This is a genomic window from Streptomyces sp. NPDC056835 (genome assembly GCF_042789485.1).
Taxonomy (GTDB): Bacteria; Actinomycetota; Actinomycetes; order Streptomycetales; family Streptomycetaceae; genus Streptomyces.
This window is the reverse complement of record NZ_JBHUBB010000003.1, coordinates 1-13,856: the sequence shown is the minus strand read 5'-3', so window position 1 is coordinate 13,856 and position 13,856 is coordinate 1. Positions and strand designations below refer to the sequence as shown.

The following is a 13,856-nucleotide window of genomic DNA, read 5'->3' as shown; positions in this document are numbered from 1 at the left end:
TGCGCGAAGGGAATGGAGGGGGAATGCCGACGCACATGGGCTATCCCGGCGTATACATCGAAGAGCTTCCCAGCAGCATCCGTACCATCGCCTCGGTCACCACCTCGGTGACCGCGTTCGTGGGGCACACCCGCCGGGGTCCGCTCAATCAACCCGTGCGGATCACCAGCTTCGCGGACTTCGAGCGTCGCTTCGGCGGGCTCACCTCCCAGAGCGCTGTCAGCTACGCCGTCCACCAGTTCTTCGGCAACGGCGGCTCCGTCGCGGTGATCGTGCGCGTGGCCAAGGCCGGCACCGGCGAAGAAGCCCGCGTCACACTCGAATCCACCGAGGGGCACAGTCAGTGCCCGGTGCTTGAGGTACGCGCCAAGGAGCCCGGCGTCTGGGGCTCGGGGCTGCGGGTGGCCGTCGACCACGACACACCGACGCCGGACAAGACGTTCAACCTCCGGATCCTCGACGCGCGCGGCGGCGCCCGCGAGACCTTCACCGGTCTGTCGATGAACGCCGGCCACGGACGGTTCGTGGAGACGGTCGTCAACGCCGGTTCCTCCCTCGTCCGCGTAAAGGCCCTGGACGAGGACAGGCCCGACCCCTCCGGCACTGTCTCCAAGCCCTTCTCGGCGGAACTGCCGAATCTGAACGTCGAGTTGAAGGTGAAGATCGGTGATGTGGAGCGTGAGTTCACGCTCCACGATCCCGACCACGACGGCGAGGCGCCGGCCACCGTCACAGAACTGGCCCTCCTGCTGGAACGCAAGCTGCGTTCGCTCCCGGACGCCCCGGGGAAGCACACCTTCGCCGGCGCCGAGGTCACGGCGTTCGGCCGGCGGATCCAGGTCGTCGCCGGGTCCTTGGACCCCGACGACGTGGTGCGCTTCGTCGGCGAGTGCGCCAATGACCTGGGTCTTGAGGCGTCGGTCAACCCGCCCGTCTTCCCGCTCAAGGGCGGCAAGGACGGCGATCCGCCCGGACCGCGCGATCTCATCGGCAGTGAGGCGCGCAAGACCGGTGTGCAGGCGCTGCGCGATGTGGACGACGTCAATCTGCTGGCCCTGCCCGAGCTTTCGGCGTACGAGTCCACCGAGGACATGGTCACCGTGCTCTCCGCGGCCGAGCAGCTCTGCCGGGAGCGGCGTATCTTCCTGCTCGTGGACTCGCCGTCCACCTGGGGCAGCGTGGACGCCGCGCGTGCCGGGATCGGCGCGTTCGACCCCGTACGCAGCGATCACGCCGCGCTGTACTTCCCGCACCTCCAGCTGACGGACCCGCTCACGGGACGGCTGCGCTCCTTCCCGCCGTCCGGGGCCGTCGCGGGTGTCATCGCCCGCACGGACGGCGAGCGCGGCGTCTGGAAGGCACCGGCGGGAACCGAGGCGCGGCTGGCCGGGGTCCGGTCGCTGACCGTCAAGCTCAACGACCGGGAGAACGGACTGCTCAATCCGCTCGGTGCGAACTGTCTGCGCACCTTCCCGGTGGTCGGTCCGCTGGTCTGGGGCGCCCGTACGCTCCAGGGCGCGGACGCGCTCGACAGCGAGTGGAAGTACGTGCCGGTGCGCCGGCTCGCGCTGCATGTGGAGGAGAGCCTTTACCGCGGTCTGCAGTGGGTCGTCTTCGAGCCCAACACCGAGCAGTTGTGGCAGCAGATCCGGCTGAAGGCCTCGGCCTATCTCAACGATCTCTTCCGGCAGGGCGCCTTCCAGGGCGGCACACCGCGCGAGGCGTACTTCGTCAAGTGCGACAAGGACACCACCACCGAGGCCGATGTCGAGCGCGGGGTGGTCAATGTCGTGATCGGCATCGCGCCGGTCAAGCCCGCGGAGTTCGTGATCGTGAAGATCCAGCAGGTGGCCGGGCAGTTCGGCCTGTCGTAACCGAGGAAAAGGAACACGAAGGAAACCGATGGCTGAGTTCCAGATCAACGCCCATCGCTTCGACCCCTACAAGAATTTCAAGTTCCTGGTCCTGTGGGACGGTCGAACGGTCGCGGGCGTCAGCAAGATCAGTCCGCTGAAGCGCACCACCGAAGTGGTCAAACACCGGCACGGCGGCGATCCCAGCTCACCGCGGAAGTCGCCGGGCCGCTCCGAGTTCGAGGGGGTCACGCTCGAACGCGGCGTCACCCACGACCCGGAGTTCGACCGCTGGGCCAACAAGGTCTGGCAGGTCGGGGCCGGGCTCGGCTCGGAGGTCTCGCTGCGGGACTTCCGCAAGGACATCATCATCCAGGTCCTCAATGAGGCCGGGCAGGTGGCCGTCTCGCACAAGCTCTACCGGGCCTGGGTGAGCGAGTACCAGGTGCTCGGCGAGCTGGACGCCAACGCGAACGCCGTCGCCATCCAGAGCGTCAAGCTCGAATGCGAGGGCTGGGAGCGGGACTACGAGGTGGAGGAGCCGGTCGAGCCCTCGTTCACTCATCCGGCCTGATCCGCGCGGAGCCGTACCACTCGTACGACCCGTACCACTCGTACGACCCGTACCACTCGTACGACCCGTACCACTCGTACGACCCGTATCACCCGTACGACCCGTATCACCCGTACCACCTGCACACCGGAGGAATGAGCGATGACGCCGACGGGGCCGGCCGAGCTGCTCGCCACCTGGGAAGCCGGGCTGGCGCAGCACGACGCTGGACGGTCGCTGCTGCTGCACCGGGCGGCCCGCCCGGGAGCTGGCACCGACGAGTTGCTGTCGATGCCGGTCGGCGCGCGGGAGGCGGATCTCTTCGGGCTGCGCCGGGCGCTGTTCGGCGAGCGCATGCAGGTTCGTGTCGAGTGCGCGTCATGCGAAGAGGCGATGGAGTTCGATCTCGACGCGACGCTGCTGGGTGTGCGGGGGCGGACTCCGGACGGGCCGCTGCGAGTCGAGGAGGGCGACTGGGTGGTGGAGTTCCGGTTGCCCACCGTCGCCGACCTCACGGCGGCCGGCTCCGCACCGGACGCGGCTCAGGCCCGTCGGCTGCTGATGGCGCGCTGCGCGGTCTCGGCCGTACGGGGCGGGGAGACGGTGCCACCGGAGCGGCTGGCCGCGCTGCTGCCCGCGGACGTGGAGCGGCGTCTCGCCGAGAAGGCGGCGGAGGCCGATCCGGCGGCCGACGTGACGCTGAATGTCAACTGCCCCGAGTGCGGTGGGGCAACCCCTGCCGCACTCGACATCACCTCGTATCTGTGGACCGAACTGGACGCCTGGGCACGGGACTTGCTGCTCGACGTCCATCTGCTCGCGAGCGCCTACGGGTGGAGCGAGCCGGAGATCCTGGCGCTCAGCCCGCTGCGGCGTCGTTACTACCTGGAGCTGTGTACGGATGCCTGACTACTTCGACCGGCTGCTCGCCCGGTACACGCCGGTGCCAGGGGTGGGCGGTGCCGAGGGCGCCGAGGGCCCTGATGGCGTCGGGGGCATGGCGCGGGTCCGGCCACGGCTGCCCGGCCCGTACGAGCGGGTGGAGGCGCTGCGGTCCGGCCCGCGCGAACCCGACGAGCCTGCCGCGCTGATTCCGTACGCTTCTCAACCCGCCACCGAAACAGCCGAGTTGGTACGCCAGGAGCGCGAGATCCGGTCGGACCGGCATACGGTGGTACGGACCGAGGCGGCACGTCCGGGCGGCGAGCCCGAGCCGGCCACACGCTCCGTCGCCACACCGAGCACGGCGCCGCTGCTCCCGCCACTGTCACACCGGACTCCGGGGCCGCGTCCGGCGGCGGACGACAGCCCGCGCGCACCGCGGCGCCCCACGGCCCCCTCGGCATCCGGCACACCGCGCACCGAGCCCGCCACCACGCCGCGCGCCGCCGCCGCTCCCCCGGCCGCCACCGCGCCGCTCAGACCACGCGACGCCGACACCGCCGCCGCCCGGGGCGCCCCGCCGAGCGGGGTGGGACGACGCGCGCCCAAGCAGGCCGAACGCGTCGTGCACGTACAGATCGGCCGGCTCGAAGTGAGCGCGGCGCCGCCGCCCGGCGGAAGTCGCTCCACCGCCGCCGACCGCCCCGATCACACCGGACGGCGCGCGCCCGCGCTGACCCTGGACGACTATCTGTCGCGCGGCGAGAAGAGGAACTGAGGCCATGAGCAACGCGCTTGCCATCGCGACGGTCACCCAGGCCCTCGCCCTGCTGATCGAGAGCAATCTGGGGCCCGAGATGGATATCGCGGTCAAGGTGGAGACCCGTAAACCGCCGGCCGAGCCACCGGCCGAGCCGACCGTGAATGTCTTTCTGTACCAGGTCACTCCGAACGCCTCGATGCGCCACACCGATCTGCCGACGCGCGCGGCGGACGGCACGCTGGTCAAGCGGCCCGCCGCGCCGCTCGATCTGCACTATCTGATCAGCGCGTACGGGGAGGAGGCCGAGCTGGTCAGCCAGCGGCTGATCGGGTGTGTGGTCCGGACCCTGCACGAAATCCCGGTCCTGCCCGAGGAGTTGATCGAGCTGGCGGCCGAACGTCCGTACCTGGCGGGCAGCGATCTGGCGGCGTCGGCGCAGAAGGTGCGCTTCACACCGACGGTGATGGACATCGACGAGACGTCGAAGCTCTGGGGGATGCTCCACCACACGCCGTACACGCTGTCGGTGGCCTACCAGGCGTCGCTGGTGCTGATCGAGGGCCGCGAGAGGCCCGTACCGGCGAAACCGGTGGAGCGGCGGACGGTACGGGCACTGCCGTTCGGGGCGCCGGGCGCGCCGGTGCCGCCGGTGGCGGGGGAGCCGTCGGACGCCGAATCCGGCGACACCGTCACCGTCACGGAGAAGGAAACGGGGACGAAGCCGGAGTCGAGGGCGGAGTCGGACACGGAGACGACCCCGGAGTCGGAGACGAAGCCGAAAACCGGCGCGCCCGCGAAGAAGCGCGCGGCGAGCAGGACCGCCACCGCCAAGACATCGGCCAAGCGCGCCGCGTCCACCTCTCGTACGCGTACCCACACCCGCGGAAAGCCCGGCACGGGCGACGACGGCACGGAGAGCTGAGGCACGGTGCGCGAGACGGGGGCGGGTGAGGGCATGGGTGGTACGTACGAGGGGGCGGACCGGGGCGCGGCGGAGGATGCCGGTACGGACGGTCGCGCGCTGGCCTCGGCCGTACGGTCCGTCCTCGCGCGTGTCGACGCCCACGCGCGGCGCGCCGAGGACCGTACGCGCCCGACGGAGGACGACGCGCCGGCGGGCACGGGCGCGGGCACCGGCACCGGCGCCAGCACCGGCACGGGCACGGGCACGGGCACGGGTCCAGGCACCCTGGACGCGCTCGTCAGATGCTTCGGGCTCAGCGCGTTCGAGCGCGAGGTGATCCTGCTCGCCGCCGCCGCGGAGCTGGACCCGACCACCGGCGCCCGGTGCGCCGCCGCGAGCGGCGATCCCGACCGGGCGCACCCGACCTTCTCACTCGCCCTCGCCGCTCTGGTGGAACCGCACTGGAGCGCGCTGACGCCCGTCGCCCCGCTGCGCCGCTGGCGGCTGGTCGAGCTGGACGACGAGACACGGCTGACCACCTCCCGGCTGCGCCTCGACGAACGTATCCTGCATTTCCTCGTCGGCTCGCCGTATCTGGACGCGCGGCTGCACGGCCTGTTGCGCCGTACGAGCGCGCCGGACTCCCTCCCCGCCTCGTACGAACGGGCGGCGGGCCGGGTCGCGGCGGGGCTGGGCGGCGCCGGGCCGTACGCCCCGTTACGTGTCGAGCTGGTCGGCGGTGATCTGCGTTCCCGGGCCGATATCGCAGCCGCGGGCGCTCGCCGTTCGGGGCTCGGTCTGTACGCGCTGGCCGCCGACGATCTGCCCACCGATCCGGCGGAACGCGACCGGCTGACCCGGCTCTGGCAGCGTGAGGCCATCCTGCTGCCCGCCGCGCTGCTGGTGGAGATCGGTGAGCCGGACCGTGAACAGGCCGCCGCCACCGACGCGTTCGTGGAGAGCGCGGGCGTTCCGCTCGTCGTCTCCAGTCTCGACCCGCGGCAGACCGCCCGGCCGCGCGGCGAGCGGGTGACCGTGCCGGCGCTCGACGCCGAGGAGCAGTTGGGGGTGTGGACGAACGCCTTTGAGGACGTACCGGCGGTGTCGGAGCACGACTTGCGGGGACTGGTCGAGCAGTTCTCGCTGCCGCCCCATCTGATCCGGTCCGCGGGCGCCGCCGTCGTACGGGATCTGTCCGGTGAGGACGACCTGGACGCGGTCGGCCTCGCCTGGCGTGCCGGGCTCACCGAGGCCCGGATGGGGATGGACGAGCTGGGCCGGCGAATCGAACCGGAGGCGGCCTGGGGTGATCTGGTGCTGGCGGAACGGCAGTTGAGGATCCTCCGCGAGATCGTCGCGCACGTACGGCAGCGGGCCACCGTCTACCAGGAGTGGGGCTTCGAGGCGACACTGCGCCGGGGCCTGGGCGTCACCGCGCTGTTCGCGGGCGGCTCCGGTACCGGAAAGACACTGGCGGCCGAGGTGATGGCACGGGAACTGGGCCTGGATCTCTTCATCATCGATCTGTCGCAGGTGGTCAGCAAGTACATCGGTGAGACCGAGAAGAACCTGCGCAAGGTGTTCGACGCGGCCGAACGCGGCGGCGCGCTGCTGCTGTTCGACGAGGCGGACGCGCTCTTCGGCAAGCGCAGCGAGGTGAAGGACAGTCATGACCGGTACGCCAACCTGGAGGTCAGCTATCTGCTGATGCGGATGGAGGCGTACCGGGGGCTGGCGATCCTCACCACCAATATGAAGCAGGCCCTGGACACGGCGTTCATGCGCCGGATCCGCTTCGTCGTCGACTTCCCCTTCCCCGGTGAGGCCGAGCGCGCGGAGATCTGGCGGCGGGTACTGCCCGCGCGGGCGCCGATGAAGGGCATCGATACGGCGCGACTGGCCCGGCTGACCGTGGCAGGCGGCTCCATCCGCAATATCGCGCTGTCCGGCGCCTTCCTCGCGGCCGAGGAGGGCGACCGCCTCCAGATGCGCCACATGCTGGAGGCGGCACGCACCGAATATCTGAAGCTGGACCGCTCCTTGACACCCTCGGAGGTGCACGGATGGGTCTGAACGAGGAACCGCGCACGTCCGCGATACGGGTGGACATCGGCGAACTGGTCCTGGACGGCTTCGACCGCGTTGACCCCGACCGCGTCTCGGCCGCTTTCCGAACGGAGTTGGCCCGACTCGTACGGGACCGGGGCGTACCCCTGGCCACGGACGGCGGCCGGACCCTGGACGCCCTCTCCGGCCTGCCGCCCCTGCCCGCCACCACCTCACCACGGCGCCTGGGCGAGGCGCTGGCGCGCGCGGTGCACGCGGGGCTCTCGGGGCGGGGTGAGGCACGATGAGTACGACACACTCCGAGGCACGGCAGGACGAGTCGGCGAACGACAAGCGGCGCAAGCGCAAGGCTCGGGCCAAGTCCCCCACCCCGGAACCGAAGGACATCGTCAGCGGAGCGGGCCAGCCGCTGGATCTGAGCGTACGGCGCGAGCTGGAGGAACAGCTCGGCCACGATTTCAGCCGCGTACGCCTCCACACCGACCGCGACGCGGGCGCGCTCACGGAACTGCTGGGCGCGGACGCGGTCGCGGTCGGCCAGGACATCTTCTTCCGCGAGGGCACCTACAGTCCGGGCACGGTGGACGGACAGCGCCTGCTGGCCCACGAACTGCTGCACACGGTGCAGAACCCGGAGGGCCTGGGCGCGCTGCGCGCGGGCCGCGATCTGGGTGCGGTGAGCCTGCCGCAGCAGGCGATGGAGCGCGAGGCGGAGTCGGCGGCCCAGCGGTCCGTACGGGACGGAGAACCGGCCCCGGACGTGCGACGGGACGAGTCCACACCGGGCTGGCTGCGGTACGCCACGGTGGACGCGGACCGGCGACGCATGGAGGAGCTGGACCCGGCGACGCTGGTGGACCGGCTGACGAACAGTCTGCTGCGCTCGCTTCGCGGCGACCCGGAGGACCGCTCCAAGCGCGTACGAACACAACTCTCGTGGTTCAGCCCCGAGTTGCAGGAAACGGTTTTGGACCGACTGGAGCTGCGCCTGCTCCCCTCGGAGCGTGACCTTCTGATCGAGCTGGTCGAGGAGACCGAGGACGGCGGCCCGCTCGAACTGGACGCCCTGAGTGCCCCCGCGGCCGTACCGGACGTCGTCGAACTGCTGGAACGGGACCAGGTACGGGAACGGGGAGAGGACCGGGGAGAGGGACGCGCGCCGCAGGAGGGGGAGTCAACCGCTCCAGGACAACAACAGGACCAGCGGCGGCAACAGGACCAGCAGGGGCCGACGTCGAACGGCGGCGGTGGTACGGCCGCGCCCCGGGCACAGCAGCCGACCGGAGCGTCCGGCCGGACCTCACAGGGAACGCGGGCGTCGGGACAGGGCGGTGGCCGGAGCAGCGCCAATGGCGCCGGGACCACCGGGGGCAAGGCCGGGGCGGAAAGCGCCACTCAGTCCTCGGGGTCTCAGCGGCAAGACCGGAACGACTCCGGCGATGGTGCGGGTGACCCTGGGGGCAGCGGTGCGCCCACGGCGAGCGAGGAGGAGTCCGCGGCCAAGAACCGGCCCGGCGCCGTGGAGCCCTTGATCGCCGGGGAGCAGCCGCGTGAGGCGGACAAGCGTCGCAAGAACGGTCAGGAGTCGGCGGGTGTGGAGCCCGGCGCTCTGCTGAGGACCGCGGACCTGGGCAGCCGCAGCACACTCGAAGGGATCCGGCCCCAGGACGGAGAGTTGGAGGACGGGCCGCCGGGCCCGGAGTCCGGTACGGGCGGCGAGCCGCAAGAGCTCGACGCGGACGAGGCGTTCGACAAGGACAGCGCGTGGAACACCGAGCTCACACCCGAGGACTTCCTCCCCGCGTCCGACCTCGATGTGTCCGGTGTACCGACCGCGGACAAGATCACCCCGGACCAGGGCGCCAACCCGTCGATGCCGAGTTTTCCCGAGCCTCCCGGGACCAAGGCAGAACAGGTACAGGCACAGCGGGACGAGGAAGACGCGGCAGAGTCGGACCCGGGCGACGACGAGCTTTCGGCGTCGACGGGCGCCGACGGTGACGCGCCTGCTTCCCCGGCCGCCCGCGCCGAAGCGGAAGGCCGGCAGCTCAACGCCTTCCAGGCCGAGAAGCCGGTCGAGCAGGAGGTGGGTCCGCCGCCGTCGTCCGACGGTGCGGCCGCTGACCGTACGGGGTCTTCCGAACCGACACCCGAGGTCAGGGACCGGGAACCGACGGCACCGGAAACAGAGCGATCCGAGCCGGACCAGAAACCGGAAGCTCAGGAATCCGAGACGGCGGAGCGGAGCCAGGATCAGGACAAGGGCCAGGACCAGGGCCGGCCTCCGGAGGAAGGTGGCACAAAGGCGTCGGCGGGCGGGACGGCGGCGACCGGTACGGCCACGGCCTCCGGTACGACTACCGGCACCGCCTCTGGTACGGCTGTTACGTCCTCGGCGCCGACGGCTGACGCGGACACGTCCGAGGGATCCCGCCCGAGTGGCGACGCCCGCTCGGGCGAGCGCGACTCCGGGACGGGCACCTCGGCCGAGGTCTCCCCGGCACGGGACAGCCATGTCTCAGGAGCGGGGGGCGCGGCCAGGTCCGCCGGCGGCGGTGCGCCGGAGCCCGGGACGGAGGCCACGCGGTCAGAGGCTCCCGATTCCGCGCCGGCTTCGGCCCCCGAGCCCGCTGCCGCTCCCACGTCGGAGCTAACCCCGGCGGCCGCACCAGCCGACTCGCGTTCATCGGGCTCCGCGCCTTCACGGACCGTCAAGGGCGGCGGTGGCACGCGTAGCGCCTCGGGCGGTGGCGGAGGCCGCGGGGGCTCACGCGGTGCCGCGCCGGCCACGGCGAAGCGCGAACCGGCCGCGCCGAACCTGTCGCAGGTGTCGCCGGAGGCCGGTCTCAGCACCGCGGCGAACCTCAAGCCGCACCGCGCCCTTGAGGCGCTGGGTGGTGTCAACGGCGCGGTCGACAGGACAGTCGGCGAGGAACATCAGGCCCTCCAGGCCGCGCCGCCGACGACGGAACGGCCGTCGGGCGCCCCACAGACGTTGAGTGGCGCGCCGAGCACCTCCGCCCCGGGCGAGTACTCCAGTGATCCGGCAGCCCAGGTCGACGCCCCCGAGCGGGAGGAGGCGGAGGTCGAGGGGGACCAGGCCCCGGAGGGCGAGATCCCGGGGATGGAGATCGAGGAGCCCAGCAAGATCGAACTGGGCCTGGCGGCCGGGGGGCAGGCTGTCGCCGGGATCGTGAACGGAGTCAGCAATCTCGTCGGTGGCGGCGACCTCATCGACACCGACGCCCTCGTGGGCTGGATTCTCGACCTGCCGACCGAGGACGAGATGCTCGCACAGGCATCGGTGGGCACGGCGCCCGGCGTCGGGCTCGACGGGGAGACCGGTGGCCGCGTCGACGAGCAGGGCGGTGAACTCGACGCCAAGGGCCAGGAACTCCACTCGTCGGGGCGGGACGACGCCGGCCGGTCGCTGGGCGAGGACCAGATCTATCCCGACGTACCGCAGGAGACGCTGACCGCACACGTGCCGGGCGCCCAGGGGCAGGGCGGCGGCGCGGGCCAGGGCGGCGGCGCGCCGGTCGGAGGGCGGATCCCGCCGGAGGCGGTCTCGGAGGTCGCGGAACACGAACGCGGACCGCAGCTCCAGAGCGCGTACAGCGACGGCCAGAAGACGATGTCCGACAAACGGCAGGCCAAGGACGACGACTTCAGGTCGTCACAGGAGCGGCACAGGCAGGACGTCCGGAGCGAGATCGAGACCAACACGAGGACCCAGACCACAGAACGCGAACGGACCAGGGCCGAGGTCGAGGAGTCCCGGGCGCGGTGGAGGACGGAACAGGACGGAGAGCTCGACTCCCTCGGGACGAAGAAGAGCGACAAGGTCGAGAAGATCCGCAAGGACGTCAAGGACAAGGAGGAGCAGACCGACGAGGACGTCGAGAACCGGCGGACGACGGATCAGGAGGAGATCGGACGAGAGAGGACCAGGGCGGAGGAAGGCGCCAGGAGCGAACGCGACAGCGCGAAGGACGACTCGGGCAGCTGGATCTCCCGGGCGTTCGACTGGATCCGGGACAAGCTCAATGAGCTGAAAGACGCCATCATCAGGGTCTTCCGGGCGGCCCGGGAGGCGATCACCAGCCTGATCACGGACTTCAAGGGCACTGTTCTCGGTTGGATCGAGGAGGCCCGTGAGTTCATCATCGAGAAGTTCGAGGAGTTCGCCGAGGCCCTGATCCAGCTGGGCAAGGACCTGCTCGACGGCCTCCTTGAGATCGCCAACGAGATTCGCGATCTCATCATCCAGATTCGCGATGCGGCGATCGATCTGGTCAACCAGATCGCCGACGAGCTTCGAGAGATGGTCAACAATCTCCTCGACCAGCTCGGTGAGATGCTCAGCGGTCTCCTCGACGCGCTGCGTGAAGGTCTCCGGATGGCGGTCGACGCCGTCATGAGCGGGCTCAAGGCCATCATGGACTTCGCGCTGGGCCTGCTCAACGCCCTGGGTGAGTGGGCGTTGATCGCCGCGGACATCATCACCGACCCGGGAGGCTGGATCAGTGGCGCCGCGGCCTCGGCGGAGGACGGCGCCAGGAACTACCTCTTCCAGGAAATCATCTCGGCCGTCAAGAATTGGTTCAACGAGAAGATCCAGGAGGTGCTGGGCCTCCCGAAGGCGATCTTCGACGCTCTGCTCAACGGTGGTGTGAGCAAGGAGCAGATGGCCGAGGAGGCCTGGGAAGAGGCCAAGCCCCAACTGCCGTTCATCATCGGTGAGATCGTCATCACCAAGGTCATCGCCAAGCTCATCCCCGGCGCGGGCTGGGTCCTGGCGATCATCGACGCCCTAAAGGCCGCGTGGGGTGCGCTGAGCGAGATCCTGCAGGCTTTCGGCGCGTTCATGGACTACCTGAAGGCGGTCAAGGGCGGCAACGCCGGCCTGCTGTTCGCCAAGGCCGTGGCGTCAGGTGTGGTGGCGCTGCTGGAACTGGCTTATCAGGCTCTGCTGAGTGGGGTCGCCAGGTACGTGAAGAAGGTCGGCGACCGCCTGAAGGGAGTGGCGGAGGGCTTCAAACGAAACCCCGCCAAGCCGAACACCCCGAACGCCTCAGGCGGCCCCCAGACCGCGCCCCGCCCCCAGGACCCCACGCGCCCGAACAACCCGAACAGGCCACAGGCGACGGAGCAGCCGAGGCCGAACGACCAGCGGCGCAGGAACCAGGAGGTGAGGAACGCCCAGCAGCAGGCGCGCCGCACCACCGACGAACAGAGGCGCCCACCGCGCCCCTCCCGAGGCACCACCCCCCGCCCCACGACCCGCCGCCCCCAAAGCTCCCCCTCCACCTCCACGCGCCCGCGGCCGGACCGCCCGAACGACCGCGACCGCGACCGCGACGGCCAGAACACCCCCCAGGACCGCACCCGCCCAAGGCCAACGCAGCGCCGCCGCCCCACGTCTCCGGCGGCCAGGGCCATGAACCGCGCCAGGCAGACGGTACGGGCCGCCCTCAACCGCACCCGCAGGGCCAAAGACTCCCTGGGCCGCAGGGACACCGACAACCGACGCCGCCGCGACCTCGACAACAACGCCCGCCGCATGCGAGACGCCTACGCCCGCCGCCGGGACCTGCTGCGGCAGCAACAGAGGACGCGCCAGGAGCAGCGCCGCCAACAGCGCGACCTGCAGCGGCGGAAGGAGAACTCCCAGGACGGCCTGGGTAGGAGGCTCGCCATCATCACCGCGCGCATACGCGCCAGGCTCCTTCCGCTGCTTGACGAAGACGGCATGTGGGAGAAGAGCTTCGATCCGCTGCTCACCGCGATGAAGGATTGGTACCGACTCACCAGCCTGCGAGCCCATGGCGACCCGGACGTGAACGTCGTGGCCACGCTCAACCCTTCCTCTGTACCCGTGAGGGCCAAGCGCTGGCGCGATCGCCAGCTTCGGCAGCCGAAGATCGCACTGAAGCAGCTACGCGAGGACGGGCTGCCAAAACCGGATCTTCCGCCGTTCAATGGCAACCAGGCAAGCTCAATGGAGGCGCGGTTCCTCAGTCGCGCAGTACGGAACACAGGCGAAAAGCCGGGCTCCCACAGTAACCCGCCCGGTTGGGATTACGTGACGTCGAAGGGACTGTCCGACGATTCCGCCTGGGTGCGAATGCATCTTCTCCCGGATAAACTCGGAGGAATGGCATCCAACAACAACTTGGTTCCGGCGCCCGGATATTCCGTGAATACGCCGATGAACAGCCAACTCGAAAATTTCGCTTACGCGGATATCGGAGCCGAGGGAGACATGATCTGGTACAAGTCAGTTGTCTCTTTCCACCCCCGACAGAAAGACAGCCCAGGGAGCACGGGGCAATTTCTCACGGGTTTTCCCCAGCAGATCACCTCCAGCTACGGAGAATACGACCACATCAAGGGAACCGGGAAGCACCGGGGCGACTGGAAACCACACAGTACAGCCAAGAAGACAAAGACCATAGGAAATATACGACTGCCATCCCCGGACGAGCACACGCGACTCCTCATCAACTCTGCAGGGGCCAAGAACATCTTCAACCACCTCGGCGGAAATGCGGCCCCAGACCGCCCCTGGGGGCAGATCTCGCGCTATATCGCCGGGCTGGGCACGAGCGGCGAGATGAGAACCACCACGAGGTACGGCCGTGAAGTTCCCGACGGCCACCCTCACTACTACTCAGTATCCGATGTGCAACGATATCTGGACACCAGAAGGGCGAGCATGACGGAGGAAGTGCGACGGCTAGTGTCTTGTGATTCTGTTTGTGGAACCTGAGGCGTCCGTGGTCGTTGAGTCGGGTATGGATCTTTCCTCTGAACAGATGGCTGAGCTGCGGG

At 69.9% G+C, this 13,856-nt stretch carries 8 protein-coding genes; all 8 read left to right on the top strand.

Translation table 11 applies throughout. The features are described from left to right. Window positions 1-23 precede the first annotated feature (23 nt). Window positions 24-1,874: a phage tail sheath family protein gene (locus tag ACFRMN_RS04500; RefSeq protein WP_383013092.1), complete on the top strand. Its 1,851-nt coding sequence runs from the start codon at window positions 24-26 to the stop codon at window positions 1,872-1,874. Window positions 1,875-1,902: 28 nt separating this feature from the next. After that, a complete protein-coding gene (locus ACFRMN_RS04495) occupies window positions 1,903-2,427 on the top strand; it encodes a phage tail protein (protein ID WP_249950016.1) in 525 nt (174 codons plus the stop codon). Window positions 2,428-2,568: 141 nt separating this feature from the next. Continuing rightward, the gene (locus ACFRMN_RS04490; protein ID WP_383013089.1) at window positions 2,569-3,315 is read left to right on the top strand and encodes a hypothetical protein; all 747 of its coding nucleotides are present in this window, start codon (window positions 2,569-2,571) and stop codon (window positions 3,313-3,315) included. Then, complete coding sequence (locus ACFRMN_RS04485; RefSeq protein ID WP_383013086.1) at window positions 3,308-4,066, top strand: hypothetical protein; 759 nt, start codon at window positions 3,308-3,310, stop codon at window positions 4,064-4,066. Before ACFRMN_RS04490 ends, ACFRMN_RS04485 begins: the two co-directional genes overlap by 8 nt. Before the next feature lie 4 nt (window positions 4,067-4,070). Further along, window positions 4,071-4,973, top strand: coding sequence for a DUF4255 domain-containing protein (locus ACFRMN_RS04480; protein ID WP_383013083.1), 903 nt, complete (start codon window positions 4,071-4,073; stop codon window positions 4,971-4,973). Window positions 4,974-5,006: 33 nt separating this feature from the next. Next, window positions 5,007-7,028, top strand: coding sequence for an ATP-binding protein (locus tag ACFRMN_RS04475; protein ID WP_383013728.1), 2,022 nt, complete (start codon window positions 5,007-5,009; stop codon window positions 7,026-7,028). Next, window positions 7,019-7,309, top strand: coding sequence for a hypothetical protein (locus tag ACFRMN_RS04470; RefSeq protein WP_383013080.1), 291 nt, complete (start codon window positions 7,019-7,021; stop codon window positions 7,307-7,309). Before ACFRMN_RS04475 ends, ACFRMN_RS04470 begins: the two co-directional genes overlap by 10 nt. After that, the gene (locus ACFRMN_RS04465; protein WP_383013077.1) at window positions 7,306-13,794 is read left to right on the top strand and encodes a DUF4157 domain-containing protein; all 6,489 of its coding nucleotides are present in this window, start codon (window positions 7,306-7,308) and stop codon (window positions 13,792-13,794) included. The genes ACFRMN_RS04470 and ACFRMN_RS04465 overlap by 4 nt, the downstream gene beginning before the upstream one ends. The last annotated feature ends 62 nt before the right edge of the window (window positions 13,795-13,856 follow it).